Source organism: Mesorhizobium sp. P2_F8, assembly GCF_056403655.1.
This window is the reverse complement of the sequence record NZ_JBFUFB010000002.1, coordinates 550,442-575,607: the sequence shown is the minus strand read 5'-3', so window position 1 is coordinate 575,607 and position 25,166 is coordinate 550,442. Positions and strand designations below refer to the sequence as shown.

The window sequence follows — 25,166 nt, the reverse complement described above, 5'->3', positions numbered from 1 at the left end:
ATGCGCGAAGCCTTCGGTCACGCCGGCACATCCATGCCGGCGTGAACAAGAGGTCATCAATTGATATCTCCCGCTGCCGCCTACAGAAACCTGTTGCTGTTCGTGCTGCCGGCCCTGGCCGTCTACCTGGTCTTTGCCGTGCTGCCGCTGGCGACCTCGATCGTAATGAGCTTCTTCCAGACCAGTGGCGCCTCTGGCGACACCTTTGTCGGCCTCGCCAATTACGAGCGCCTGTTCACGCATCCGACGATCAGCGCCCGCTTCTGGAACGCGCTTTTGAACAACATGCAGTATTTCGCCATCCATCTCATTGTCGAAGTGCCGATGGGCCTGCTGCTGGCGGCGTTGCTGACGTCGGGAAAACTGGCACGGTCGGAAGGCATCTACCGCACCTTGCTGTTCATACCGGCGACGCTGTCGGTGGTCATTGTCGGCTTCGTCTGGCGTCTGATCATCAACCCGCTCTGGGGCCTGGTCGGTTTTCCGCTGCTGGGCACGGAATCGACCGCACTCACCACGATTTCGCTGATGTCGGTCTGGCAGTATTTCGGCATTCCGATGGTCTTCCTTTACAGCGCCCTGCTGGCGGTGCCCAACGAGCTCGTCGAAGCCGCCAACATCGATGGCGCCGGCGGCTGGATGACGTTCTGGAAGATCAAGTTTCCGCTGATCGCGCCGCAATTCGGCCTGATCGCGATCCTCACCTACATCTGGACGTTCAACGGCTTCGACCTGGTGTTCGCGCTCAACGGCTCGGCGCCCGGACCCAACTACAGCACCGACATCCTCGGCACCTATTTCTACCGGACCTTCTTCGGTTCGAGCGGGCAGCTTGCCGATCTCGACCTGGGTGCCGCGGTCGCTACGATCATCTTCCTCACGGTTCTGTTGGTGACATCGGTCTATTTCTGGCTGATCCAGCGCCGCCTGAAATCCTATTCGGTCTAGGAGCTGATATGAGCGCCCCGGACCTCACCATGCCAGTTGCCCGCCGCCGCCAGGACCGCGAGCCCTGGACGCTGGAGCACATCATCGTCCACGCACTGCTGATCCTCTTTGTCCTGCTCGCCATAGGACCGGTGCTGATCGTCATCATCAATTCGCTGAAGACGACGCCGGCGATCTTCGGTGGTCCGTTCGACCTGCCGACGGCCAAGACCTTCAGCCTCGAAGGCTACAAGCGGGTCTTCACGCGCGGCAATTTCATCGTCAACTACCGCAACAGCCTGATCGTCACGGTGACGACGATCGTGCTGACGGTGGTCCTGTCGACGCTCGCCGCCTTCGCCCTGGTCGAATATCGCGTGCGGGTCGCCTCGCTGCTCGCTGGCCTGTTCGTGCTCGGCATCATGTTGCCGATCCGGCTCGGCACGATCCCGCTCATCCAGATGATGCTCGCCTGGAAGCTGATGGATACGCTGGCGGCCCTCATCCTCGTCTACACCGCCATGAGCATCCCGATCGCGGTAACGCTGATGGTCACATATTTCCGCACCGTTCCGACAGATCTCAAGGAAGCAGCGCGCATGGATGGCGCAAGCGAGCTGCGCACCTTCTGGATCGTGCTGCCTTTGGTCAGGCCCGGCCTCGCCGCGGTGGCCGCGCTGACGATGCTGCCGGTCTGGAACGACCTCTGGTTCCCGCTGATCCTGGCTCCAAGCCGGCAGAACCAGACGGTGACGCTCGGCGTGCAGCAATTCGTCGGCCAGTTCATGAACGACTACCCCGCACTTCTCGCCGCGCTGACGCTTGGCGCGGTGCCACTCGTCCTGCTGTTCACCCTGTTCTCGCGGCAGTTCATCAGCGGCCTGAGCAAGGGCTACAGCAAATAGCCGGACGTCATGGCCGACAGATTTTCGCAAGACTTCTACAATTTCGAACTGATGGAACATCAAGATGCAGATAGGCAAATACATCCGCCGGCAGCCTTCGACCCTGACCGGGCTGCCCGCCGCCATCGGCGCGGATCTGGATCGGTTCGCCAGCCTGCGCCAGAAGCCGCAGCGCATCGTGCTGCTCGGCACCGGCTCCTCGATGAATGCGCTGCTGGCTGGCGCTGAAGCGCTGGAGGAGGGGACGGGCGCCTCGGTGATCGCCAAGGAACCGGAGGCTTTCCTGCGCTTGCCGCCCAAGGCATCGGACCAGCGGACGCTGGTTCTGGCCGCCTCGCAGTCCGGCATGAGCATCACCACGATCGAAGCGGTGCGCCTGGCGGTGGCGCGCGGGTTTCCCACCCTTGTCATCACTGGTGAGGAGGGCAGCCTGATTACCGAGACCGGTGCCGAGGTGATCGTCATGCCGATCGGCCCGGAGACGGTCGGCCCGAAGACCATGGGCTATACCGCCACCGTCATCTCGGTGCTGGCGGTTGCCGCCAAGCTAGCCAACAAGACGGTCGATCTGTCGAAGCTTCTCGGACAACTGGAGCAGACAGCGGAAACCGGTCTCGCCGCAGCGAAGGATCTGGTCGCCCGCTTCGGCGTCCCGGATTACATACTGGTCGCCGGACAGGCGACGCATCTCGGCACCGCGCTCGAGGCATCGCTCAAGATCGCCGAGATCAGCGGCGTGCCGACAGCCGCCTTCGACACCGAGGAGGCTTTGCATGGGCATGTCTATGGCACGACGGACAACAGCCTGGTGATCGCCATCGCGCAGACCGAGGCCGAGGCGAAGGTCGCCGCCAATCTTGGCGAGGCTCTGGCCGAACTCGGACCGCGAACGGTCGTCCTCAACCTCTCCGGCCATCCGACCCGCTTCGACCTCGATGTCAGCTGGCCGACCGAGCCACAACAGCAATGGCTCGCCGGTTGCTGGGCGCCGATCCCGTTGCAATGGTATGGCTGCGAACTGGCGATCGCGCGTGGCATCGATCCAGACAAGATGATCTATCCCAATCTCGGACGCAGGCTCAACGTGCGCATACGCAAGGAGGCCTGATGGTAACCGCGATCGGAATCGACATTGGCGGCAGCCTGGTCAAGCTCGGCGCCGTCGACGGTTCGGGCAAGGTGCTGGCGCGCGGCGCTGTCCCGGTGCATCGGGATATCGAGTTCGCGGATTTCGTCCATCTGGTCACCAAGGCCACCGACGAGCTGACGCGGCAGTATCCGGACATCACGGCCATCGGCATTGGTGTGCCGGGCACGCCAAATCCCGAGACCGGTATGCTGAATGGCCGATGCCCGGCGATCCCGGCGCTGTTGAAGGGTTCGCTGTCAAGACTGTTCGGCATCCGCTTCGGCGTCCCGGCCATCGTCCGCAACGATGCCGTCTGCGCCACCCATGGCGAGATGCGGCACGGCGCCGGTCGTCCCTTCTCCCGCTTTGCGCTGCTGACGCTCGGCACCGGCATTGGCGGCGCCATGGTCATCGACCGCAAGGTGATCGACGGCCCGGACGGGTTGCCGCCACAGCTCGGCTGCATCTCGCTCGATCCGGCCCGCACCGACATTGCCGATCCGGTGCCGGGCATGGTCGAGAACCTCGCCAGCGCCCGCGCGCTCGTCAATCGCTATCGCCAGCTCAAGCCGGACACCGACGCCACCAACGCCGAGACCGTCTGCGATCTTGCCAAGGAAGGCGACCCCATCGCGCTGCAGGTCGTCGACGAGGTGGCGCGCTGGCTCGGTCAGATGATCGGCATCATGTCGAACATGCTCAACATCGAGGCGGCGATCATCGGTGGCGGCCTGGCGCTGGCCGGCCCTTTCTTCACCGATCGTATCGCCCGCAATGTCAGGGATTTCGTGCTGCTCAAGCCCGGCCGGCCACCTTTGATCGTGGCGGTGGAACACGGCAACGACGCCGGCGTGATCGGCGCCGCGGCACTGGCGCTCGACATGTTCGCGCCCACGGCAAGGGAATAGCGCCATGGCAGACGTCGAACTGAGGAAGGTTTCGAAGAGCTTCCAGAATCTGAAGGTCGTGCACGATATCGATCTCGATATCGCAGAGGGCGAATTCGTCGTCCTCGTCGGGCCGTCCGGCTGCGGCAAGTCGACGACGCTGCGCATGGTGGCGGGACTGGACAGGCCGAGCGGCGGCGAGATCCATATAGGCGGCAGGCTGGTCAACAACGTCCAGGCCAGGGATCGCGACATCGCGATGGTCTTCCAGAGCTACGCGCTCTATCCGCAGATGACGGTCGCGCAGAACATGGCTTTCGGCCTGCGCATCCGCAAGGTGCCGGACGGCGAGGTGACGCAGCGCATCGCCCGTGTCGCCGACATTCTCGACCTCAGCGAACTGCTGCAGCGTAAGCCTCACCAGTTGTCTGGCGGCCAACGCCAGCGCGTCGCGATGGGCCGCGCGATGGTGCGGCAGCCGAAAGTGTTCCTGTTCGACGAACCGCTCTCCAACCTCGACGCCAAGCTCAGGGTGAAGATGCGCGCCGAGATCAAGAAGCTGCACCAGAAGGTCGCGACCACGACAGTCTACGTCACCCATGACCAAGTCGAGGCGATGACGCTGGCCGACCGCGTCGTGGTGATGAACAAGGGGCGCATCGAGCAGATCGGGCCGCCCAACGATCTCTACCATGAACCGGCCAGCCGCTTCGTCGCCGGCTTCATCGGCAGCCCCGGCATGAACTTCTTCAAGTGCCGCCTGGAAGCGCGCGGCGACCGGCTCGCGGTCGTGCTCGGTGATGGCACGGCCCTCGCCGTCCCGGCTGCCCGTACGGCCCACTATGCCAGCCATGCCGGGCGCGAACTCGAATTCGGCCTGCGTCCCGAGCACATCACCGAGCAGCGCGAGCGGCCCGACGTCGTCGACATCAAAGCGCCGGTCGAGGTGGTCGAGCCGATGGGCATGGAGACGCTGCTGCATGTGCTGATCGCCGGCGCGGAGGCGACGGCGCGCATCGATCCCGCTTCGACGCCGAAGCCGGGCGAGGTGGCGACACTCTCGCTCGGGATGGCCCATATGCACCTGCTCGATCCCGACAGTGGCAAGGTGCTCTGAACCTACCGGCGTACCATCACGACACGCAAAGGGGTGGGCGCGGAGGATAGCCGGTTCCCTGCCACACTTTCACGTGTCAGAGAGCAAAAACAATATATTATTTGTTGACAAATATAATTTTGGAGCGAATTTTTAGGCACGGTTTCGAATGACCGTGATGGTTCCCAGCAGGCACGGCCATCTCACCGCAGTCCCAGGAATTTGCCGGTCATGATCGACATCCAAAGCGTGTCAAAATCCTTCGTGACCAGGGACGCCGATCCGGTTCAAGCCCTGAATCATGTCAGCCTCGAAATCTACGACAATGAGTTCTTCACCCTGCTTGGCCCATCCGGTTGCGGCAAGACGACCTTGTTGCGGCTGATCGCCGGCTTCGAGGCGCCGAGCTCGGGCGCCATCCGCATCGCCGGCAGCGATGTCGCCGCCTTGCCGCCGCAGAAACGGCCGGTCAACACGGTGTTCCAGAGCTACGCGCTGTTCCCGCATATGAGCGTCGCCGAGAATGTTGCCTTCGGGCTGGAAATGCAGAACACGCCGAAATCGCTGATCGACGAGCGGGTCAGGGAAGCACTGGAAATGGTGCGGCTCGAAGGCTTCGCCACGCGCCGCCCGGCGCAACTGTCGGGCGGCCAGCAGCAGCGCGTCGCGGTGGCGCGTGCCCTTGCTCCGAAGCCGAGCGTGCTTTTGCTCGACGAGCCGCTGTCGGCCCTCGACCTCAAGCTGCGCAAGGGCATGCAGAGCGAATTGAAGCGGCTGCAGCGCGAAACCGGCATCACCTTCGTGCTGGTCACCCACGACCAGGAGGAGGCGCTCGCGATGTCCGATAGGATCGCGGTGATGCGCAGTGGCGACGTGCTGCAGGTCGGCACGCCGCGCGACATCTACGACAATCCGCAGGACCGCTTCGTTGCCGATTTCATCGGCGAGTCCAACCTGCTGCCGGGTGCAGCGCTTGGCCGCGACCCTGCAAAGACGATCGTCGTGCGTCCCGAACACATCGTCGTATCACCGGCATCCGATGACGCCACAGGCCACGCCAGAGGAGCGGTGTCAGCCATCACCTTCCTCGGCTCCGACACGCTCTACGAGATTGTCCTGGAAGAGGGAGCAAGGCTGCAGTCGCGCTCGCGCGGTGGTGCGGCATTGGCGACAGGCGACAGGGTCGTCGTCGACTGGGCCCGCGACGTCGAACGCGAACTGGCGAACTGAGGCGGCGATGGGTCCGAACCGCACCTACCTGCTGATCGCACCCGCCATGCTGGTCATCGGCATTTTCATGGTGCTGCCGCTGTTCCTTGCGGTCGCCTATTCGTTCATGACCGCCAACCCCTATGGCGGCGTCACGGCGCCGGCGACATTCGACGCCTATCTCCAGTTCCTGTACCAGCGCGACTTCGACGACAGCCTGGTGTTTTCGCCGAGCTATGCGCTGATCATCCTGCGTTCGATCTACCTCGCCATTGCCACGACCCTCATCTGCCTGGTGCTCGGCCTGCCGGTTGCCTGGTACATCGTCTGCCAGGCACCGGAGCGCCGCCGGGTCCTGCTGTTTGCCGTCACGCTGCCGTTCTGGATCAACACACTGATCCGCACCTATTGCTGGATCCTCATCCTACGCGACGAAGGCCTGGCGAATGGTGCGCTGCGTCATGCCGGGATCATCTCCGATCCGCTGCCGCTGCTCTACAATGACGGGTCGATCCTGCTCGGCCTCGTCTACACCTTCCTGCCCTTCATGGTGCTGCCGATCTATTCGACGCTGGAGCGCATCGACCCGCGTCTGATCGAGGCCGCACACGATCTCTACGCCAGCCGCGCGGCGGTCTTCCGCCGCATCGTCTGGCCGCTGGCGAGGCCCGGCGCGCTGGCCGGCGCCACGCTTGTCTTCGCGCCGGCGCTCGGCTCGTTCCTGGCGCCCGACCTGCTTGGCGGCGGCAAGAAGCTTTTGATCGGCAGCCTGATCCAGATGCAGTTCACCTCGTCGCGCAACTGGCCGTTTGGGGCAGCACTTTCGACCGTCGTGACGGTCGTCGTGCTGACGGTCTTCGTCATCCGTTCGCGCAAGGCACAGGAGGGGCGGCGATGAATGGCGCAAAACCCTTCGACTGGCGGCATACGCCCGGCCTGTCGGCCTACACCGCTCTCATATTCCTCTTCTTCTACGCGCCGCTGCTGATCCTGGTGATCTATGCCTTCAACTCGAGCCGGCTGGTCACCGTGTGGGCCGGCTTCAGTTTCAAATGGTTCGTCGCGGTCGCCAACAACGGCTCGATCCGCGACGCTGCCTTCAACAGCGTCATCATCGCGATCGTCGCCACCATCGCCTCGACGGCCATAGCCACGGCCGGTGCGCTGGCGCTGGAACGCGGCCGTCTGCGCTTCGGGCGCAGCGCGGCAACGGCGCTGATCGCGATGCCGCTGGTCGTGCCGGAGATCGTCGTGGCGATCACCACGCTGATCTTCTTCTCCGGGCTCGGCATGCATCACGGGCTCATCAACCTGATGATCGCCCACACTGTCTTTTGCATTCCGTTCGCGCTGCTGCCGATCCAGGCGCGGCTGCGCGACATGGGCGGCACGCTCGAAGAGGCCGGCCGCGACCTCTATGCCGACGAATGGCGGCTGTTTCGCCGCGTCACGCTGCCCTTGCTGATCCCGGCGATCTCCGCCGGCGCCATCATGGCCTTCGTCGTCTCGCTCGATGATTTCCTGATCTCGATGATGGTGTCGAGCGCCGGCTCGACCACCTTGCCGGTCTACATCTACGGCATGATGCGGCTTGGCGTGACGCCGGAGGTCAACGCCATCTCCACCATCCTTCTTGCCGTTTCCATCGTCTTCGTCGCAGCGGCGCTGCTCATCGGACGACGCAAATAAGCTTGCCTAGAAATAAGAAAACCAGAGGAGAACGACCGTGACCAAATGGAAAGAAGGACTTTCAGGAATAGCTTTGGCCACCGCCATCATGGGGGCCATCACCACCACGGCGCTCGCCGGTCCCGGCGAACTGCACATATACAACTGGACCGACTACACATCGGACGAAATGATCAAGAAGTTCGAGGCGGAGACCGGGATCAAGGTCACCATCGACACCTACGATTCGAACGAGACCGCGCTCGCCAAGCTAAGCTCGGGCGCCGCCGGCTACGACGTGATGATCATCAGCAACGACTTCGTGCCAATCTTCGTCAAGCAGAAGCTGTTCCAGGAGGTCGATGCGGCGGCGATGCCGAACTTCAAGAACGTCGATCCGAAATGGCAGCATCGGTCCTGGGATCCGGATGCGAAATACACCGTGCCATGGGTGTGGGGCACCACGTCCTATTCGGTCGACACCGCCGTCTACAAAGGCCCGACCGACAGCCTGAAGCCGCTCTTCGATCCCCCGGCGGAGCTCAAGGGCAAGGTCGGCATGTTCGGCTCGCCGACCGAGGTGATGTCGCTGGCGCTGGTGTATCTCGGCAAGGATCAGTGCAACAGCAATCCGGCGGACCTGAAGGAACTCGATGCCTTGCTCGAGGCGCAAAAGCCCTTCGTCAAGGTTTACAATTCCGACGGCATCGTCGAGCGCCAGGTCGCCGGCGAGACGGTCATGCACGAGCAGTGGTCGGGCAAGGCGCTGGCGACACGCCAGCAGAAGTCGACGGTCAAATACGTATATCCCAAGGAAGGCGTTGTCGGCTGGATGGACAATGTCGCCGTTCCCTCGACCGCGCCCAATGTCGACAATGCCAAGAAGTTCCTCAACTTCCTGATGGATCCCCAAAACATCGCGCTGCAGCAGAAATACACCGGCTACCAGAGCGCGATCGCTGGTTCCAACAAATACCTGGCGGCGGATATTGGCGGCTCGCCGGAGTTCAACCCGCCGGCCGATCTGAAAATCTCGTTTGCGCCGTCATGCGACGAGAAGGCGATCCGCGCCTACGATCGTATCTGGACCAATCTGCGCCAATAGGCTGATGACGCAAATCGCCGCCCGTTCGCACGGGCGGCGTTTTTACCTCCTGTCCGAGGACCTCGAAAATGAAGCGCTACGCCCGCACAATTTTCTCGCGCGCCGGCAGGTCATCGGCTTCGGCCGCCAGCAGGATGTCGGTGGTCACCGCCAGATGCGCCGCCAGCAATTCGGCTGCCTTCTCGGCATTGCGGTCGAGCACGGCATTGGCGAGGTCCTGATGTTCCTTGCTGATGTTGCGGGCATTGGGTGCCAGCGAGACCGAACGGCGGCGGTAGCGCTCGCTCTGGTCGTAAAGCTGGTCGCGCAGGCGCAGCAGCCAGCGGCTGTCGCAGCCGCCAACCAGCGCCTTGTGGAAGACCGCATGCGCGGTCGCCCATTCGTCGCTCGAATGCACCGGATGGTCCGGTGTGTGCTCTGGCGTTCGCGACAGCCGGTGCAGGGCCGCGACCAGCTGCGATTCCCAGGCGACGTCGCCCACCTCGATGGCGCGGCGGATGCACAGCGTCTCGATCTGGATGCGCGTCTTGGTGAGGTCGACCAGATCCTCGGCCGAGATCGGTGCGGCGCGGAAGCCGCGTTGCGGTTCGGCCACGACAAGGCCCTCGGACGTCAGCCGCGACAGCGCCTCGCGGATTGCGCCGAGGCTGACGGAAAGCCTATCGCACAGTTCCTGCACCTTGAGCCGGCTGCCAGGTGCGATGCGGCACGACAAAAGGTCGGCGCGCAAATCCTCGTACGCGCCTTGGGTGAGATTGATCGAGCCTTCCCTAGCCATTGGTTCGCCCGCGGCCGAATCTGTCCATCGAATGCCCTCATACATTATCCCAGGAAGGAATCAGAATGCAAAATAATATATTCTATGTTGACAGATATATAATTTCTGAACAAAGTCCAGCCTTCACAAGCGAGGATGTGGCCAGTGCGATTTGCAGCCTATAAGTCGCCGCGGGGACCCGGACTGGCAATCGCATTGCCGGCGGGTGAGTTCCGCGGCATCGACGAAAGCGATGCGATGTTTCCCGGACGGCTGGAGGAACTCATCGCCGAAGGCGCGCAGGCGCTGCAGGCGGCAGGCGAGCGGCTGGCCAGCGGACGGCGGATCGATCCTCAATCGGTCGAGTGGCTGCCGCCGCTATCGGCGCCGGGCAAGATCATCTGCGTCGGCCTCAACTATGTCGACCATTCCATCGAGAGCGGCTTCGTACCGCCTAACTATCCGACCTTGTTCGCCCGCTTCTCGACCAGCCTGATCGGGCATGGCGCGGCCATCCGCCGTCCGGAGGCCTCGATCCAGCTCGACTACGAGGGCGAGATGGTGGCGATCATCGGCAAGGCCGGCCGCCACATTGCCCCTGGCAAGGCACTGAGCCATGTCGCCGGCTACTCCATCTTCAACGACGCCTCGATCCGCGACTTCCAGACCAAGTCGCCGCAGTGGACCGTCGGCAAGAATTTCGACGGCACTGGCTCCTTCGGGCCGATCTTCGTGACGGCAGACGAATTGCCGCCGGGCGGCAAGGGGCTGCGCATCCAGACGCGCCTCAACGGCGAGGTCGTCCAGAACGCCTCGACCAGCGACATGATCTTCGATGTCGCCTCGCTGATCTCGATCATCAGTGAAGCGATCACACTCGAGCCGGGCGATATCCTCGTCACCGGCACGCCGTCCGGCGTCGGCATGGCGCGCAAGCCGCAGCTGTTCATGAAACATGGCGACGTCTGCGAAGTGGAATTGGAAGACGTCGGCATCCTGTCCAATGTCGTTGCCGACGACGTCATTACTGCGCAAGCCGTCAACCAATAACCCCGCCAACTCCGAAAGGACGATGTCATGACAAGAGTGATGTTTCGAAATGCCATGATTTGGGATGGCACCGGCGCCGATGCCTTTCCAGCCGATCTGCTGGTCGAGAATGGCCGCATCGTCACCATTGCGCGCACGCCCGGCCAATTGTCCGGTGACAGCGCGACGACGATCGAATGCCGCGGCATGACGCTGATGCCGGGCCTTGTCGAAGGCCACGCCCACATCTCCTTCGGCGGCGCGATCAAGGATTCCGACCTTGGCCTGATTCCGCCAGAGGAGCATCTTCTGCTGACCATGCGCAATGCCAAGACATTGCTCGACCATGGCTTCACCAGCGCCTACAGCGCCGCGACCTCGAAGCTCAGGCTAGACATCGTCATCCGTAACGAAATCAATGCCGGCCGCTTGCCGGGACCGCGCATGCGCGCCGGCAGTCCGGAAATCACCGTAACCGGCGGCCTCGGCGACGAGCGCCAGCAGCACATGTATCACGAGAGCTTCGGCATGATCGCCGACGGCGTCGAGGAGATCACCAAGGCGGTGCGCCTGTGCTGCCGCGAAGGCGCCGACAACATCAAGATCAACATTTCCGGCGATGATCTGAGCCCCGCGGCGCATGGCGGCCTGACCGTGATGAGCGAAGCCGAAGTGATGACGGCGGTGTCGGTGGCGCGCGACTTCGGCAAGAAGATCAACTGCCATGCCCGCGCCGCAGGTTCGGTGAAGCGCGCGGTGAAGTGCGGCGTCGACGTCATCTATCACTGCGAATCCGCCGACGAGGAAGCGCTCGATGCGCTGGAATCGGCCAAGGACCGCATCTTCGTCGGCCCGGCCATCGGCATCATCTACGGCACACTCTACGAGGGCGAGCCCTTCGGCTTCACCCACGAGATGGCGGTCAAGTTCGGCATGCAGCGCATCCTCGACGACAGCCGCAAGGTATACTCCGAATTGCGCAAGCGCGGCGTGCGCGCACTGATCGGTGGCGACTATGGTTTCGCGCAGACGCCGCAAGGCACCAACGCGCGCGACCTCAAGCATTTCGTCGACCTGCTCGGCTATTCGCCGAGCGAGGCGCTGCAATGCGGCACGCGGCTCGGCGGCCAGGTGATGGGGCTCGGCGACGAGCTCGGCATGGTCAAGGAAGGCTTCATCGCCGACCTGCTGCTGGTCAATGGCGACCCACTGAAGGACCTCGACATGATGGTGCATGAGAAGAACCTTGTCGTCATCATGAAGGACGGCGAGCTCTACAAGGACCAGTCGGCCTCGGTCGCCGCGCAGCGCCAAGCAGCGTAGGCATCATGCAGCCCGCGGTTCCGATCGATGTCGACGAGACAAGCGGCATCTGGCGGACCGACGGGCTGCCCATGGTCTACCTGCCCAGGCACTTCCTGGTTAACAATCATCTCGCGGTCGAGGCAGCCCTCGGGCGCGACGCCTATCGCGCCATCCTGCGCACCGCGACGGCAAAGTCCGCCATCGAATGGTGCGAGGCGCAGGTGCAGGGCAAGGGCCTCGATCCGGAGGCGACGTTCCGCCATTATTTCCAGCGCCTGTCGCAGCGCGGCTGGGGCCAGTTCTCGATCGACACGCTGGATGTGGGCGGGCGCTTCGGCAGCATCAGCCTGAGGAATTCGATCTTCGCGCTGGAGGCCGGGCAGGGGCCAGGCCAGCGCGTCTGCTACATGTTCGAGGGTTTTGTCACCGGCGCCTTCTCGTTCCTGCTCGGTCTTGCGGCACCGACGCAAGTCGAATGCGAGGAGACATACTGCGCCTGTGATGGCCGGCACGACCATTGCCGGTTCGACTTCGCGGAAAGGCGTCCTGCCTGAGGCGCGCTACGGCCGGATGAGGGTCAGGGACCGTGGGGGCCGCACAGGTCGAGCGTCCATTGGATGGTTCCGCAATAGTCGCCGGCGTAGCCGTCGTAACTGCCGTAGCCATTGTAGTAGCCGTCTATCCAGCCATCATCGCCGACCCGATCGTCGCCGGTCCAACCGCCGCTGACCCACCCGCCGCGGTGCCCATGTCCACCACGCACAGCGTGTCGATGCGCGCCACCGTGATGGGCAGCAGTGTGGTGGACACTATGGTGCCTCACGACCGCGGCATTGGCGTCGGTGGTCAACGGGATCGCGCTCGTGGCCAACGCCAGTACGATGGAAGTGATGAATGCTATTTGCCTTTTCATGAGGATGCCTCCTGTTCATGCGAGACATACATGGGGAGGAAAACGACCTCTCACTCGACACGTTCCTTCACGAAATCGGGACGACATTCGCTGAGACGCAAATGAACCGGAAAACTCCACGCAACGGCCGTTTGCCAATGTCCTCGCAGGGATAGCCGCGGTCAAGATTTGTTGACCTCCATCAAGCCCAAATTGACTACCGCTTGCCTTTTTGTCGGACCATAAGACAGGCCGTGCGGTCAGGTCTCGGCTGGCTGGCGCGCACAAGGCAATCTTGCCTTTGAACGCGGATGCGCCAGCTTGGGCTGCAACATATAGCCGCCTGCATGACGGAATTGGCCACAGCATTGGAACAGCCTCAATTTGCCACCGAGCGCGACCCGAGGTTGAGGCTAATCATTCCGATCATCGTCGCCATCGCGTTTCTGATGGAGCAGCTCGATTCCACCATCATCACCACCGCGATCCCGGCCATCGCCCGCAGCCTCGACACGACACCGGTCAGGCTGAACCTGGCGATCACCACCTACATCCTGACCTTGGCCGTGTTCATCCCCGTCAGCGGCTGGTTCGCGGACAGGTTCGGCGCACGAAGAGTATTCGCGCTGGCGCTTTTCACCTTCACCCTTGGTTCGGCGCTGTGCGGCATCGCCAGCAGTTTCGGCATGCTGCTGGCGATGCGCGCGCTGCAGGGGCTGGGCGGTGCCATGATGACGCCCGTCGGGCGGCTGATCCTGCTGCGCAGCTTTCCGCGCAGCGGCTTGATCACCGCCATGACGTACATGACCTTGCCCGCCATCATGGGACCTGTCATCGGGCCGCTGCTCGGCGGCCTGTTGACCACATATGCCTCGTGGCGCTGGATATTCTATGTCAACGTGCCGTTCGGCTGCCTTGGCATTGCAGCTGCGCTGCGCTTTGTCGACGATTTCCATGAGGAAGCGGTGCAACGTTTCGACTTCGCCGGATTCCTGATGGTGGGATGCGGCGTCGCATTGCTGCAATTCGGACTGGAAAGCATCGGCCGACCGATCATCCCTGTCTCGGCGACAGTGCTGGTGCTGGCAGCGGCGGTCCTGCTGCTGCTCGCCTTCGGGCGCTATGCGCGCCGCGTCGTCGCGCCGGCAGTCGACCTGACGCTGTTTCGGTTTCGCTCGTTCTGGGTCGGTACGCTGGCCGGCGGCCTGTGCCGTGTTGGCCTCAACGGCGTGCCGTTCCTGTTGCCGCTGATGCTGCAGGTCGGCTTTGGCATGAGCCCGGTCACCTCCGGCTCGCTGACATTCGTCGGCAGCTTCGGCGCCTTGCTCATTCGGCCGCTGCTGTCGCCGCTGTTGCGGCGCTTCGGTTTCAATGTCGTGCTGATCGGCAGCGCGCTTGTCGGCTCCGCCGCTGTGGCGGGCTTCGCCCTGATCGGCGCCGACACGCCACACTGGATGATCGGCCTCTACGTCTTCGTGTTCGGCATCATCCGGTCGGCGCAGTTCATGACCTCCAACACGCTGTCCTACGCCGACCTGCCGGCGGACAAATTGAGCCGCGCCACCAGCCTCGGCGGCGTCCTGCAGCAGCTCAGCGTTTCGCTCGGCGTTTCAATCGCCGCCATGGTGCTGGGTCTGGTTGCCGGGGAAACCCACATCGTGACACCGGAGCGCTTTCATCAGGTGTTCCTGCTGACCGCGATCATCCCGCTGCTGTCCATTCCCGGCTTCCTGTATCTGCGCGCCGAGGACGGCGTGCAGGTTAGCGGCCACGTCCGGAAGGACAATTCTCGCAAATAGGGCGACGAAAGTTATGACGTAGCATCGGGGCGCGTATACGGGCATACTTGCATCCACACAGGGAACCATCGTTAGGGTGCCCTGAGCTTCAGCTCTCCGCCGGCTTGCGTTCGACGATGTAGATGTGGTCGGCCGCCAGCACCACTTCGCCGCGCTGGTTGATCACTTCGCAGCGCTCGATGACTCGTCCCGAAGCCGGCCGCTTGGGATCGCCTTCCTTGGCCGCGATGGTGGTGCGCGTCCGGATCGTGTCGCCGATGAACACCGGCTTGATGAAGCGCAGCCGGTCGTAGCCATAGGAAAAGGCGACAGGATTGACGATGGTCGCCGTCAACCCGATGCCGATCGAGAACACCAGCGTGCCATGCGCGATGCGCTGGCCGAACGGCGTCGTCTTCATGAACTCGGCGTCCATGTGATGCGGGAAGAAATCGCCGGTGTGGCCGGCATGGACGACAAAGTCGGTTTCGGTGATGGTGCGGCCGCTGGTGAGGCGCGACGCGCCGATCTCGTAGTCCTCGAAATACTGGATCTGTTCCATCAGGGTCTTTCTGCGATCGGTGTCGCCGGTGCCGAACTCGACTGATAGGCCGCCTCGACCAGCGCCATCGTGCTCCAGGCATCCTCGACCGGACTGATCAGCGTCGCGTCTTCGCCGGTTGCAAAACGCTGGACATTGGCCATGCGGCCGACGAAGGCATCGGGAAACCACTCGCCGGCCAAGGGCACCGCGACCCAGTCCGTCCCGCCTTTGGGGTAGATTTCCAGCACATCCGGTTCACCGCGCGGATAGTCGAGGTTGAGGCCAAGCTTGAGATAGGCAGCGCCCTGGGTGCCGCAGATGCGGAACTCGCAGGCCTGGTGCCGGCGGCCGAACTTGTGGTCATGGTTGATCGACAGCACGCAGCGTACGGTGTCGCCATAGTCGAGAATGGCGCTGGTGCGCGTCTGCGCCACCGCATGGTTGGGATGGCCGAGCGTCTTGGCGTGCACGCCTCGGGGGTCACCGAGCAACTGCCGGATCAGGTCGAGATAGTGGATCGAATGCATGGCGATCTCGACGCGTGGCGCCTTGAGCAGGAATTCCCACAGTTCCCACGGTGTCGCCAGCGCCAGCCAGGCGTCGAAGTCGACGATCTCGCCGAGCCAGCCCTTGGCGATGGCGTCCTTGAGCGCCAGCATCATCGGCGCGAAGCGCAACTGGAAGTTCACCGCTGCCTGAAGCTTTTTGGCGCGACAGATTTCGAGGATCGTGGTTGCTTCGGTGAGGTTGCTGCCCATTGGCTTCTGGATCAGCGCCACCGCGCCGTCAGGCAAGGATTTCAGCACATCGGCATGGCGCGACGGCGGCGTCGCGAGGTCGAAGATCGCACCCTTGACCGCTGCAGCCTCCTCGGCGGAACGAAAGGCTGTCACACCCCATTGGTTGGCCAGCTTTTCAGCTCGAGCATGATCGGGATCGTAAAGCCCGGCGATCGGAAAGCCGGCCTTCCTGTAGGCCGGGAAATGCGCGTCGCCGACGATCGACCCGGCCCCGAAGGTGACAATCGGCCGGGGCGTCGAAGGTTTGGGCCAGGACTGGGCGAGTGAGGCAGGGTCGAAACCGCCTTCAATCATGATGGAAGACCTCGTCCATCGCTGCCCACCATTCGCCTTCCCCGCGCGTCGCCAGCGGTTCCTGGCAAGGCATGCAGACCGCCCACCATTCCTGCGTCTTCGGGTCGCCCGCCATCTTGGCCATGTCGGCCGCGTAGTCGGTGCCGTGATATTCGAACGTGCTGAACAGCAGGTTCTCCGGCCGCTTCAGGTAGATCGAGTAGTTCTTGATGTTGCAGGCCGAGATCATGGTCAGCACGTCCGGCCAGACGGCGGCGTGAAGGCGAACATACTCCTCGACCTTTTCCGGCTTCAGGCCCAGAACCATCCCCATCCGCTGCATATCAGTCTCCTATCCGGTGATCGCCGTGGTGAATTCGGCGATGCTCATGGCCTTGACCGCGTCCCAGTCCCAATCGATGCCGATGCCCGGTTCGTCGGGCGCCAGTGCCTGGCCATCCTCGATGCGCATATGCTTGCCGGTCAACTGGTCGAGCTGCGGAATGTACTCGACATAGCAGCCGTTCTGAACTGCGCAGACCAGGCTGACATGCAGTTCCATCAGGAAATGCGGGCAGACCGGAATGTCGAAGGCCTCCGCTGCATGGGCGATCTTGAGCCAGGGCGTGATGCCGCCGATGCGGCCGACATCGACCTGGACGATCGAGCAGGCGCCTTTCTGCATGTATTCGCGGAAATGGCGGATGGAATAGAGGGACTCGCCGATGGCGATCGGCGTCGGCGTCGAGTTCGACAACCGCACGTGCCCGTCGATATCGTCGGCCGGCAGCGGCTCTTCGATCCAGGCGAGGTCGAGCTCGCGCAGCCTGGCGGCGCGCCGGATCGCCTCATCGACAGAGAACCCCTGATTGGCGTCGGTCATGATCTCGTAGCCGTCGCCCACCGCCCTGCGCACCGCAGACAGGCGGGCGAGATCCTCCGAGCCGTGCGGCCTGCCGATCTTCACTTTTGATCCGCGAAAGCCCTTGGCCTTGGCGGCCAGCGCATCGTCGACCAGCGCCTGCGTCTCGATGTGCAGCCAGCCACCCTCGGTCGTGTAGAGCGGGCAGCGGTCCTTGGCGCCGCCGGCCAGCTTCCACAGCGGCAGGTTTTGCTTCTTCGCCCGAAGATCCCACAGCGCCGTGTCGATCGCGGCGATCGCGATGGCGGTGATCGCGCCGATCGTGGTGGCGTGGGTGGCAAATTCGAGATCGTGCCAGATCGCCTCGATCATGTCGGGGTCGCGGCCGATCAGGCGCGGTGCCAGATGGTCGGACAAGTGCCGCATCACCGACGAGCCGCCGGTGCCGATCGTATAGCTGTAACCGGTGCCGACCGCGCCGTCGGAATCGGTGATCGTCACGATGGGCGTTTCCTGGCTGACGAAGCTCTGGATGGCGTCGGTGCGCTTGACCTTGGGCACAAGGTCCACCATCCGCAGTTCGACTTTCTCGATTCTGGCCATGTCGTCAGCTCCGCAAGGTCTTCCCGGTGTCGGCGGCAAACAGATGTGCCTGCGACATGTCGAAACTCATGGCGATCCGCTCGCCCGATTTCAGCGGCCTCGGGTTCAGCATGCGCGACACCCAGTCAGTGCCGTTGAATTCGACGAACACCAGCGTCTCGTTGCCGAGCGGCTCGGTGACGGTGATCGGCAGCTCGATCTGGTGGACGTCGGCGGCGCCGCCGGAACTGATGCCATGGCCGGTCGGATAGATGTCGTCAGGCCGCAGCCCGAACACCACCTTGTCGCCGGTGGCGACATTGGACTTGAACTGGCCAGGCAGCGGCAGTTTTTCACCGCTGGCGAAAACCATCTGGCCACCATCGATCGTGGCTTCGTGCAGGTTCATGGGCGGCGAGCCGATGAAGCCGGCGACGAAGCGCGTCGCCGGCCGCCGGAAGACCTCGTCGGGCGTTCCGACCTGTTCGATGTAACCGTCGCGCATGATGACGATGCGGTCGGCAAGCGTCATCGCCTCGACCTGGTCATGGGTGACATAGATCACCGTCGACTGCACCTTGGCATGCAGCTTCTTGATTTCGGTGCGCATCTGCGTGCGCAGCTTGGCGTCGAGGTTGGAGAGCGGCTCGTCGAACAGGAAGACGTCGGGATCGCGCACGATGGCGCGGCCCATGGCAACGCGCTGGCGCTGGCCACCGGACAGTTGCGACGGGCGGCGGTCGAGCAGCGTGTCGAGGCCGAGGATGGCCGAGGCCTCGGCGACGCGTCGGTCCATGTCGTCCTTGGCCGCACCGGCGATCTTCAGGGAGAAGCCAAGATTCTCGCGCACCGTCATATGCGGATAGAGCGCATACGACTGGAACACCATCGAGATATTGCGCGAGCGCGGCGGCAGGTCGTTGACGATGCGGCCACCAATCTCGATCGAACCGGCGCTGATCTCCTCCAGCCCGGCGATCATGCGCAGCGTCGTCGACTTGCCGCAGCCGGAGGGGCCGACCAGCGCGATGAATTCGCGGTCGGCGATATCGAGATCGATACCGTGCACGATCCCGACATTGCCATAGCGCTTGGTCAGCTTGGTGAGGGAAACGGTTGCCATGGGTCAGCCTTTCACCGCGCCGGAGGTCAGGCCGCCGACAAGGTGTTTCTGGACAATGTAGGTGAGGGTGAGCGCCGGAATGATCATCACCACGGCGAGCGCGCACATGCCGCGCCAGTCGATGGTGAACTCGGCCGTGTAGTCGAGCAGGCCGACCGGCAGCGTCTTGGCGCTCACCGAGCGGGTCAGCTGCGAGGCCAGCGCGAATTCATTCCAGCAGGTCAGGAAGGCGAAGATGGCGGCCGACGCGATGCCCGGCCCGGCGAGCGGGAACTCGACCTGCCAGAATGCCTGCCAGCGCGTGCAGCCGTCGATCTGCGCCGCTTCAGCGAGGTCCTTCGGCACCTGGCGGAAGAAGCCGTCGATCAGCCAGATCGTGAACGGCACGTTGAGCGCGACATAGGCAAGGATCAGTCCGAAATGCGTGTCGATGATGCCAAGCCGCACATAGAGGAAGAACAGCGGCAGCGACAGCGCGATGCCTGGCACCGTGCGCGTAAGCATCAGGCCGAGGAAGACGCTCGACTTTCCGCGGAAGCGGTAGCGCGCAAACGCATAGCCGCCGGCCATGCCGATGGCCACCGCAATGATCGTCGACGTCACCGAGATGATCAGCGAGTTGCGGAAATATTCGATCACCGGGATGCCGCCCTTGCCGATGCCGCTGAACATCGCGACATAGGCGTCGAACGAGATCTCCTGCGGGATCCACACTGGCGGCTTGGCCATGATCTCGACGGTCGGCCGCAGCGACGACAGCACGATCCACAGGCCAGGCAGGCAGATGGTCAGCATCGCCAGGAACAGGCCGATGCGATAGACGATGCCTGTGAGCCGGCGCTTCAAGCGGGCGGAAGAATTCTCGTCCATCTTCACCACCCAGCCCTCACCACTCGGCACCGATCTGCGTGCGCGCCGCGGCGAGCTTGTTGAAGAAGTAGACGGTAAAGGCGATCGACAGCAGGATCGAGAAATAGGCCATGGCGTTGGCCATGCCCATGCGGCCGTCGCTGTAGGCGGTGCGCGCCACCAGCGTCCACAACAGCTCGGTGCGGCCCGCCGGTCCGCCATCGGTCATGATCTTGACGATGTCGTAGGCGCGCGCCACGTCGAGCGAGCGGATGGTCATTGCGATATAGGCAAAGGGCATGACGAACGGCCACGTAACATAACGGAATGTCTGCCAAGGCGTACAGCCGTCGACGCGCGCCGCCTCGATCGGTTCCTTGGGCATGGCGAGCAGGCCGGCCAGGATCAGGATGGCGAAGATCGCGGTCGACGACCAGATTTCGGCGATCGAAATGGCGATGAAGGCGAGGTGGCTCTCGATCAGCCACGGTATGGCGTCCTGCGTGAGCCCAAGCGACTGCAAGGCATTGTTCACCAAGCCGATATTGTCGTTGAACATGAATTTGAACTGGAAGCCGACGAGGATCGGCGAGAACATCATCGGAAACATCATCAGCGTGCGCAGGATGCGCTGGCCGCGCGTCGCCTTCTCGACCAGCATCGCCAAGCCGAGGCCAAGCAGCATTTCGAGATTGAGCGCGAGCGTCAGCAGCAGCACCGTGCGACCGAACGCCCACCAGAAATCGGTGTTGGACAGGATCGAAAGATAGTTCCGGAAGCCGATGAAGACGAAGAAAGTCTCGGGCCGCGTCAGGCGGAAAGGCGTGAAGCTGGAATAGAGCGACAAAAGCAGCGGCACCACGACAACCGCAGCCAGCACGATGATAGCCGGGAGCAGCAGCAGGAATGGCGCGGATGGTTTGAAGCCCTTCATCAGGATCCTGTGGGGTGTTGCATTCAACTATCGGTGCCTCTTCTTCGTCGAGGCCCGGGCCGGGGAACGGAAGGCTATCATGGATCGGTCAGCACACTCGCCCCGGCAAGGCGCGATCGCCTCCCCCATCGCTGATGGGGGAGGCCGTCTTGGGAGCAGTCGCTAGAGCTTGCCGGCGTCCTGGAGGATCTGCGTCGCCTTGGCGGCGGCCTCATCCAGTGCCTGCTTGGAAGTCTTGTCGCCGAGGATCGCCGCCTGCAGCTCGGGATAGACGGCGTTCGAGATCTCGATCCACTCAGGCGTCTGCGGCACGGCAAAGGCGTGCTTGGCTTCTTCCTGGAAGGCCGACAGAACCTCCTTCTTGTAAGGATCGTTCTCGGCCTGCTTTAGGTCCCAATCCCAGACCGCGGTGCGGGTCGGCAGCGGGCCTGCGGCGGCCTCGAGCTTCTGGCTGTCCTCGTTGGTCAGCCACCACACCAGGGAAGCCGCGGCCTCCTTGTTGGGACAGTTCTCGGTCACCGAGAAGCCATGGAAACCGGACCAGCCGGTGCGCTTGCCCGAAGAGCCCTTCGGCGCAACCTTGACGCCGACATTGCCGGCGACCTTCGACGACTTCGGATCGTTGAAGAAGCCGGCCCAGCCCGGCCAGTCGAGGTTGATGGCGACGGTGCCGGAAGCAAAACCCTGGCCAAGGTCGTCCCAAAGGTAGTTGGTCGTTCCGGCCGGCACGGCCTTGGCCTTGTAGAGGTTGACGAACCAGTCGAGCGCCCTGATGCCGGCCTCGGAGTTGAAGACCGGCTTGCCGTCCTTGTCGAGGTACTCGCCGCCTTCGGCGACCACCATCTCGTAGAAACGACCATTGATCGCCTCTTCCTTGCCGGCGAACTGGGTGCCGTAGAAATTGGGCGGTTTGGCGAAGAACTCAGCCTGGTCGGTGACTTCCTTCCAGGTGTCCGGCGGCACCAGATCATAGCCGTATTTGGCCTTGAACTTGGTCTTGTTGTCGGCGTTCTCGTACAGGTTCTTCTGGTAGTAGAGCGCCGAAACGTCGAACTGCGCGCGGGGCAGCATCTCCAGCTTGCCGTCGATGGTTGCCGACTTGATCGTCGAAGGCACGAAGGCGTCGATCTCTGCCTTGGGCAAGAGCTTGCTGAGATCGGTGTAGAGGCTCGTATACTGCGGCGCGAACGACGAATGGTTCCAGCCGACGCACCAGTTGGTGCTGCCCGAGGCGATGTCGGACTTGAGCTCCTTGTCGATGTCGAAGCCGTTCTTCTTGGTGAGGATGTTGACCTTGGCGCCGGTCAGCTTCTCCCATTCGGGGATGCGCTCATAGAGTTTTTCATATTGCTGGCCGCCGATCAGCTTGGCGTCGATGGTGACGCCTTCGAACTTGCCGGGTAGGTCGCCGGCAAGGGCCGTGCCTGCACCGAATGCAAGCAACAATGCGCCGGCGGACACGCCGGAAAGCAATCTGTTCATTGGTATCCTCCCTTGGTGCGCCTCACCGGCGACCGCAACTCGTCTGATGACAAGAAGTGCTACATTCATATACAAACAAAACATTCACGGGTACGTCAAGGCGAAATTTGTTTCCGTCGACTGCGTTCCTGCGTATATGAAGAATCGAATTCACTGGAGAGATGCGCCATGGATGACAGCGAAGACGAGCGCTATCGCGCGCCGGCGCTCGACAAGGGGCTCGATATCCTCGAACTGCTTGCCGGCGTGGACGGCGGCCTGACGCAAGCCGAAATCGCCAAGAAACTTGACCGCAGCCCCAACGAATTCTACCGCATGCTCGACCGGCTGGTGCGGCGCGGCTACGTGACCCGGCTGGATGGCGACCGCTATTCGCTGACGCTGAAGTTGTTTGGCCTGGCGCAACTTCATGCGCCGGTGCGGCGGCTGGTTTCCTACGCCACGCCGCTGATGCGCGAGCTGGCAGAGACATCGCAGCAGGCCAACCAACTCGTTGTTTTTGATCGTGGTTCCGCCGTCGTGATCGCCCAGCAGGAGGCACCGAACTACTGGGGCATCTCGATCCGCGTCGGCTCCCACATCAGCCTGTTCGACACCGGTTCGGGACATGTGTTGCTCGCCTTCCGCTCACAGGAAGAGCGGCAGATGATGATTTCCGAGCACGTCCGCAGCACCGACAAGACGGCGCAGTCGGCCGAGTTCTTCGCCCGGCTCGACCAGATCCGCGACCGTGGTTACGAGATGATGGCTTCGATGCAGACCGCCGGTGTCTTCAACCTGTCGGCCCCGGTGCGGAGTTCCGACGGCAAGGCGATCGCGGCACTGTCGATTCTTTACATCACCGTCGTCAACGCGCCCTCCGCGCCTGACATCACCAGGACCATCGAACTGTTGCTGGTCACGGCCGAAAAGCTGTCGCACCTGGCCGGATCGGCGGTCGGATCGTCGACATGAATTCTTATTTGAATGAAGAATTCCTCCGTGAGATGATTTAACGACCCAAGAGGAGGAGCTACAGTGATCGTCGATACCCATCTGCATCTCATCGATCGTTCGGTGCTGCGCTATCCCTGGCTTGCCGGCGTGCCGGCGCTTGACCGCGATTTTTCCTATGAGGAATACGCCGTGGAGGCCCACCGCGTCGGCGTCGGGCGCGTGCTGCATATGGAGGTCGACGTCGATCCGGCGGACATCGAAGCCGAGACCACTCGTGTCGAAAAGTTGTCGCTGCAGCCCGGCAGCATGCTGGCCGGTGCGATCGCGTCCTGCCGGCCGGAACAAGCAGACTTTGCCGCCTATCTCGAGCGGCAGCGGGCAGATCCCTTCGTCAAGGGTTTCCGCCGCGTCCTCCATGTCGTGCCCGACGATCTCTCGGACGGCGCGCTGTTTCGGGACAACATCAAGCGGCTTGGCGGCACCGGCCTGACCTTCGATCTGGTCGTGCTGCCGCACCAGATTCCCAAGGCGATCGCGCTTGCCGACCTGGCGCCAGATGTCCAGTTCGTGCTCGACCATTGCGGCGTCCCCGATATCAAGGGCAATGGCGAACATCCGTGGCGCGAACACATGAGCGAGATCGCGCGCCGCCCGAATATCATGGCCAAGATTTCCGGCGTCGTCGCCTATGCCGATCCCGGCAGTTGGACGGCCGGGACGCTACGGCCCTATGTCGAACACACCATCGATGCGTTCGGCTGGGACCGCGTCGTCTGGGGCAGCGATTGGCCGGTCTGCACGCTTGGCGGCGGCCTCTCGACCTGGGTGGCCGCGACCCATGCGCTGCTTTCAGGCTGCAGCGTCGATGAACGCGACAGGCTCTTGTTCGCGAATGCCCGCAAGCTGTGGCGGATCGACTAGCTGGGTTCGTTCGTTCTCGCCCCAGCCTGGGACACCTGCACCGGAACACTTTCCCGGAACAGGCGATTGAGATCGGCAACGACCTGACCAGCCCGGTGCCTGGATGTCAGGCCGGCGACGATGCGGTCGGACGCCGCCTGCTGGAACGCCATGTAACCGTCATGGCGCGGCCGCACCCATGCGCCTTCCAGCGTCGCGCGCGTATCGCGATAGAAGTTGCCGGTCGCGGCGTTGACCTTCTGATCTTCCCACGCCGCGGCATGGCCGGGCTGGCCGCCCGCGGCGGCATAGGCACCGCGCTGGACATCGCCACTGGCGACCCAGTAGGCGAAGTCGATCGCTGCATCCTTTGCCTTGGAAAAGGCTGAAACCGCCATGCCGGTGCCGCCAAGCGCTGAACCGATGGGGCCGCCGGAACCGATGACCGGGATATCGGCGAAGGTCAGGCGGTGCGCGCGGAACCCAGCCATCGCATAGGAGACGTAACCATAGATCAGCGGCGCGCAGACGATTCTGGAATCCGTCTCTGCCATGCGCTCCGAGACGGCGATCGGATCCATGTCAAAGCAGGCCGGGTCGATCAGTGCCGCGATCTCGCGCATAGCCTCGAAGACGTCGCTGCCGGTTTCAATGTCGATGAGATCGTGGGAGGGATCGGTCGCGCAGGCATGACCGAAATTGCCGGCAAGCGTATAAAACACCATCAGCGCGTGGGGCGGCCGCAACGGCAACAGCACGCGGCCTTGCCCGGCGAGATCGAGCACCTCGCTCCAACGCGATGGCGGCACATCGAGTGCATCCGGTCGCCAGGCCTGGACCTGGCTGGCCGCATCGATTGGGAACGCCCACTGCCGTCCCTGCCAGCTGTAGCTCGGATAGGATTTTCCGACGCTGCCCGACGCAAGGGCCGCGCGCTCCGACTCGCGGCCGGTGACGTCGAGCGGCTCGAGGCAGCGCTCCGCCGTGATCTGGCCGACATGCGGATGATCGATGACGATGAGGTCATAGGCCCGCGCCAGTTCCTCGACCGGGAAGGACTCGAAATCCTGCAGCGAACGCTTGTCCCATTCAATGGCAACGCCGGTCGTCTGCTTCCACAGCGACGAGCAGGCGACCATCGGATCGTAGCCGCGCGGATGGCTCCAGGTCATGCCCCTGAGGGTGGGCGCGAGT

26 protein-coding genes are annotated in these 25,166 nt (G+C 63.2%); 15 read left to right on the top strand and 11 right to left on the bottom strand.

The genetic code is table 11. From position 1 onward, the window contains the following. Positions 1 to 60: 60 nt before the first annotated feature. From AC1DZP_RS06475 to AC1DZP_RS06435, 9 genes are all read left to right on the top strand, one after another. A complete protein-coding gene (locus AC1DZP_RS06475; RefSeq protein ID WP_477300944.1) occupies positions 61 to 948 on the top strand; it encodes a carbohydrate ABC transporter permease in 888 nt (295 codons plus the stop codon). A gap of 29 nt (positions 949 to 977) precedes the next feature. Further along, positions 978 to 1,832: a carbohydrate ABC transporter permease gene (locus tag AC1DZP_RS06470; RefSeq protein ID WP_477301174.1), complete on the top strand. Its 855-nt coding sequence runs from the start codon at positions 978 to 980 to the stop codon at positions 1,830 to 1,832. 64 nt (positions 1,833 to 1,896) lie between these two features. After that, entirely contained in the window at positions 1,897 to 2,940 is a 1,044-nt protein-coding gene (locus AC1DZP_RS06465; RefSeq protein WP_477300942.1) for an SIS domain-containing protein, read from the top strand. Next, positions 2,940 to 3,869, top strand: coding sequence for an ROK family protein (locus tag AC1DZP_RS06460; protein WP_477300940.1), 930 nt, complete (start codon positions 2,940 to 2,942; stop codon positions 3,867 to 3,869). Before AC1DZP_RS06465 ends, AC1DZP_RS06460 begins: the two co-directional genes overlap by 1 nt. A 4-nt stretch (positions 3,870 to 3,873) precedes the next feature. Further along, complete coding sequence (locus AC1DZP_RS06455) at positions 3,874 to 4,965, top strand: ABC transporter ATP-binding protein (protein ID WP_477300938.1); 1,092 nt, start codon at positions 3,874 to 3,876, stop codon at positions 4,963 to 4,965. A gap of 210 nt (positions 4,966 to 5,175) precedes the next feature. After that, positions 5,176 to 6,174 carry an ABC transporter ATP-binding protein gene (locus AC1DZP_RS06450; protein ID WP_457153805.1) on the top strand — a complete coding sequence of 333 codons (999 nt, stop codon included), beginning with the start codon at positions 5,176 to 5,178 and terminating at the stop codon, positions 6,172 to 6,174. A 7-nt stretch (positions 6,175 to 6,181) separates the two neighbouring features. Next, a complete protein-coding gene (locus AC1DZP_RS06445) occupies positions 6,182 to 7,051 on the top strand; it encodes an ABC transporter permease (RefSeq protein ID WP_477300935.1) in 870 nt (289 codons plus the stop codon). Next, the gene (locus tag AC1DZP_RS06440) at positions 7,048 to 7,842 is read left to right on the top strand and encodes an ABC transporter permease (RefSeq protein WP_477300933.1); all 795 of its coding nucleotides are present in this window, start codon (positions 7,048 to 7,050) and stop codon (positions 7,840 to 7,842) included. Before AC1DZP_RS06445 ends, AC1DZP_RS06440 begins: the two co-directional genes overlap by 4 nt. Positions 7,843 to 7,879: 37 nt before the next feature. Next, positions 7,880 to 8,926, top strand: coding sequence for an extracellular solute-binding protein (locus AC1DZP_RS06435; protein ID WP_477300932.1), 1,047 nt, complete (start codon positions 7,880 to 7,882; stop codon positions 8,924 to 8,926). Positions 8,927 to 9,002: 76 nt separating this feature from the next. Here the strand turns inward: AC1DZP_RS06435 and AC1DZP_RS06430 are convergent, their stop codons facing one another. Continuing rightward, entirely contained in the window at positions 9,003 to 9,704 is a 702-nt protein-coding gene (locus tag AC1DZP_RS06430) for a GntR family transcriptional regulator (protein WP_477300930.1), read from the bottom strand. A gap of 144 nt (positions 9,705 to 9,848) precedes the next feature. On the opposite strand from AC1DZP_RS06430, the gene AC1DZP_RS06425 reads away from it, so the two are divergent. Genes AC1DZP_RS06425 through AC1DZP_RS06415 form a run of 3 tightly spaced genes read left to right on the top strand, consistent with a single transcriptional unit; the run spans position 9,849 to position 12,571 of the window. After that, the gene (locus tag AC1DZP_RS06425) at positions 9,849 to 10,733 is read left to right on the top strand and encodes a fumarylacetoacetate hydrolase family protein (protein WP_477300928.1); all 885 of its coding nucleotides are present in this window, start codon (positions 9,849 to 9,851) and stop codon (positions 10,731 to 10,733) included. A 27-nt stretch (positions 10,734 to 10,760) separates the two neighbouring features. Continuing rightward, positions 10,761 to 12,035 carry a metal-dependent hydrolase family protein gene (locus AC1DZP_RS06420; RefSeq protein ID WP_477300926.1) on the top strand — a complete coding sequence of 425 codons (1,275 nt, stop codon included), beginning with the start codon at positions 10,761 to 10,763 and terminating at the stop codon, positions 12,033 to 12,035. A gap of 5 nt (positions 12,036 to 12,040) precedes the next feature. After that, on the top strand, positions 12,041 to 12,571 hold the full coding sequence (locus AC1DZP_RS06415) for a DUF5943 domain-containing protein (RefSeq protein WP_457155144.1): 531 nt from the start codon (positions 12,041 to 12,043) through the stop codon (positions 12,569 to 12,571). A gap of 23 nt (positions 12,572 to 12,594) precedes the next feature. On the opposite strand, the gene AC1DZP_RS06410 is transcribed toward AC1DZP_RS06415, so the two are convergent. Further along, entirely contained in the window at positions 12,595 to 12,930 is a 336-nt protein-coding gene (locus tag AC1DZP_RS06410; RefSeq protein WP_477225853.1) for a hypothetical protein, read from the bottom strand. Positions 12,931 to 13,277: 347 nt separating this feature from the next. On the opposite strand from AC1DZP_RS06410, the gene AC1DZP_RS06405 reads away from it, so the two are divergent. Beyond that, positions 13,278 to 14,708: a DHA2 family efflux MFS transporter permease subunit gene (locus tag AC1DZP_RS06405; protein WP_477300924.1), complete on the top strand. Its 1,431-nt coding sequence runs from the start codon at positions 13,278 to 13,280 to the stop codon at positions 14,706 to 14,708. A gap of 88 nt (positions 14,709 to 14,796) precedes the next feature. On the opposite strand, the gene AC1DZP_RS06400 is transcribed toward AC1DZP_RS06405, so the two are convergent. The 8 genes from AC1DZP_RS06400 to AC1DZP_RS06365 form a co-directional block, all read right to left on the bottom strand. Further along, entirely contained in the window at positions 14,797 to 15,252 is a 456-nt protein-coding gene (locus AC1DZP_RS06400; protein WP_477301172.1) for a MaoC/PaaZ C-terminal domain-containing protein, read from the bottom strand. After that, a complete protein-coding gene (locus tag AC1DZP_RS06395) occupies positions 15,249 to 16,322 on the bottom strand; it encodes a Gfo/Idh/MocA family protein (RefSeq protein ID WP_477301170.1) in 1,074 nt (357 codons plus the stop codon). The genes AC1DZP_RS06400 and AC1DZP_RS06395 overlap by 4 nt, the downstream gene beginning before the upstream one ends. Next, positions 16,318 to 16,647, bottom strand: coding sequence for an L-rhamnose mutarotase (locus AC1DZP_RS06390; protein WP_477300922.1), 330 nt, complete (start codon positions 16,645 to 16,647; stop codon positions 16,318 to 16,320). Before AC1DZP_RS06390 ends, AC1DZP_RS06395 begins: the two co-directional genes overlap by 5 nt. Positions 16,648 to 16,656: 9 nt before the next feature. Then, positions 16,657 to 17,769, bottom strand: coding sequence for a mandelate racemase/muconate lactonizing enzyme family protein (locus AC1DZP_RS06385; RefSeq protein WP_477300920.1), 1,113 nt, complete (start codon positions 17,767 to 17,769; stop codon positions 16,657 to 16,659). A 4-nt stretch (positions 17,770 to 17,773) separates the two neighbouring features. Beyond that, entirely contained in the window at positions 17,774 to 18,871 is a 1,098-nt protein-coding gene (locus AC1DZP_RS06380) for an ABC transporter ATP-binding protein (RefSeq protein ID WP_477300918.1), read from the bottom strand. Between the two features lie 3 nt (positions 18,872 to 18,874). Then, on the bottom strand, positions 18,875 to 19,741 hold the full coding sequence (locus tag AC1DZP_RS06375) for a carbohydrate ABC transporter permease (RefSeq protein ID WP_095080845.1): 867 nt from the start codon (positions 19,739 to 19,741) through the stop codon (positions 18,875 to 18,877). Between the two features lie 16 nt (positions 19,742 to 19,757). Further along, complete coding sequence (locus AC1DZP_RS06370) at positions 19,758 to 20,654, bottom strand: carbohydrate ABC transporter permease (RefSeq protein WP_477300916.1); 897 nt, start codon at positions 20,652 to 20,654, stop codon at positions 19,758 to 19,760. Positions 20,655 to 20,816: 162 nt separating this feature from the next. Continuing rightward, positions 20,817 to 22,136 (bottom strand): ABC transporter substrate-binding protein, encoded by a 1,320-nt coding sequence (locus tag AC1DZP_RS06365; protein WP_477300914.1) that lies wholly within the window; start codon positions 22,134 to 22,136, stop codon positions 20,817 to 20,819. Positions 22,137 to 22,304: 168 nt separating this feature from the next. Here AC1DZP_RS06365 and AC1DZP_RS06360 point away from each other — a divergent pair, with 168 nt between their 5' ends. Together AC1DZP_RS06360 and AC1DZP_RS06355 are read left to right on the top strand one after the other, a co-directional pair. After that, positions 22,305 to 23,090 (top strand): IclR family transcriptional regulator, encoded by a 786-nt coding sequence (locus AC1DZP_RS06360; protein ID WP_477300912.1) that lies wholly within the window; start codon positions 22,305 to 22,307, stop codon positions 23,088 to 23,090. Positions 23,091 to 23,153: 63 nt separating this feature from the next. Continuing rightward, positions 23,154 to 23,993, top strand: a complete 840-nt coding sequence (locus AC1DZP_RS06355; protein WP_477300910.1) for an amidohydrolase family protein — start codon at positions 23,154 to 23,156, stop codon at positions 23,991 to 23,993. On the opposite strand, the gene AC1DZP_RS06350 is transcribed toward AC1DZP_RS06355, so the two are convergent. Next, complete coding sequence (locus AC1DZP_RS06350) at positions 23,990 to 25,144, bottom strand: extracellular solute-binding protein (protein ID WP_477301168.1); 1,155 nt, start codon at positions 25,142 to 25,144, stop codon at positions 23,990 to 23,992. The genes AC1DZP_RS06355 and AC1DZP_RS06350 overlap by 4 nt on opposite strands. Between the last annotated feature and the right edge of the window lie 22 nt (positions 25,145 to 25,166).

Coding starts and splice junctions, on each gene's coding strand:
- AC1DZP_RS06385 (WP_477300920.1), bottom strand. CDS start 17,769: ATGGCCAGAATCGAGAAAGTCGAACTGCGGATGGTGGACCTTGTGCCC.
- AC1DZP_RS06460 (WP_477300940.1), top strand. CDS start 2,940: ATGGTAACCGCGATCGGAATCGACATTGGCGGCAGCCTGGTCAAGCTC.
- AC1DZP_RS06415 (WP_457155144.1), top strand. CDS start 12,041: ATGCAGCCCGCGGTTCCGATCGATGTCGACGAGACAAGCGGCATCTGG.
- AC1DZP_RS06465 (WP_477300942.1), top strand. CDS start 1,897: ATGCAGATAGGCAAATACATCCGCCGGCAGCCTTCGACCCTGACCGGG.
- AC1DZP_RS06365 (WP_477300914.1), bottom strand. CDS start 22,136: ATGAACAGATTGCTTTCCGGCGTGTCCGCCGGCGCATTGTTGCTTGCA.
- AC1DZP_RS06470 (WP_477301174.1), top strand. CDS start 978: ATGCCAGTTGCCCGCCGCCGCCAGGACCGCGAGCCCTGGACGCTGGAG.
- AC1DZP_RS06360 (WP_477300912.1), top strand. CDS start 22,305: ATGGATGACAGCGAAGACGAGCGCTATCGCGCGCCGGCGCTCGACAAG.
- AC1DZP_RS06390 (WP_477300922.1), bottom strand. CDS start 16,647: ATGCAGCGGATGGGGATGGTTCTGGGCCTGAAGCCGGAAAAGGTCGAG.
- AC1DZP_RS06455 (WP_477300938.1), top strand. CDS start 3,874: ATGGCAGACGTCGAACTGAGGAAGGTTTCGAAGAGCTTCCAGAATCTG.
- AC1DZP_RS06370 (WP_477300916.1), bottom strand. CDS start 20,654: ATGAAGGGCTTCAAACCATCCGCGCCATTCCTGCTGCTGCTCCCGGCT.
- AC1DZP_RS06380 (WP_477300918.1), bottom strand. CDS start 18,871: ATGGCAACCGTTTCCCTCACCAAGCTGACCAAGCGCTATGGCAATGTC.
- AC1DZP_RS06430 (WP_477300930.1), bottom strand. CDS start 9,704: ATGGCTAGGGAAGGCTCGATCAATCTCACCCAAGGCGCGTACGAGGAT.
- AC1DZP_RS06440 (WP_477300933.1), top strand. CDS start 7,048: ATGAATGGCGCAAAACCCTTCGACTGGCGGCATACGCCCGGCCTGTCG.
- AC1DZP_RS06445 (WP_477300935.1), top strand. CDS start 6,182: ATGGGTCCGAACCGCACCTACCTGCTGATCGCACCCGCCATGCTGGTC.
- AC1DZP_RS06375 (WP_095080845.1), bottom strand. CDS start 19,741: ATGGACGAGAATTCTTCCGCCCGCTTGAAGCGCCGGCTCACAGGCATC.
- AC1DZP_RS06410 (WP_477225853.1), bottom strand. CDS start 12,930: ATGAAAAGGCAAATAGCATTCATCACTTCCATCGTACTGGCGTTGGCC.
- AC1DZP_RS06350 (WP_477301168.1), bottom strand. CDS start 25,144: ATGACCTGGAGCCATCCGCGCGGCTACGATCCGATGGTCGCCTGCTCG.
- AC1DZP_RS06420 (WP_477300926.1), top strand. CDS start 10,761: ATGACAAGAGTGATGTTTCGAAATGCCATGATTTGGGATGGCACCGGC.
- AC1DZP_RS06450 (WP_457153805.1), top strand. CDS start 5,176: ATGATCGACATCCAAAGCGTGTCAAAATCCTTCGTGACCAGGGACGCC.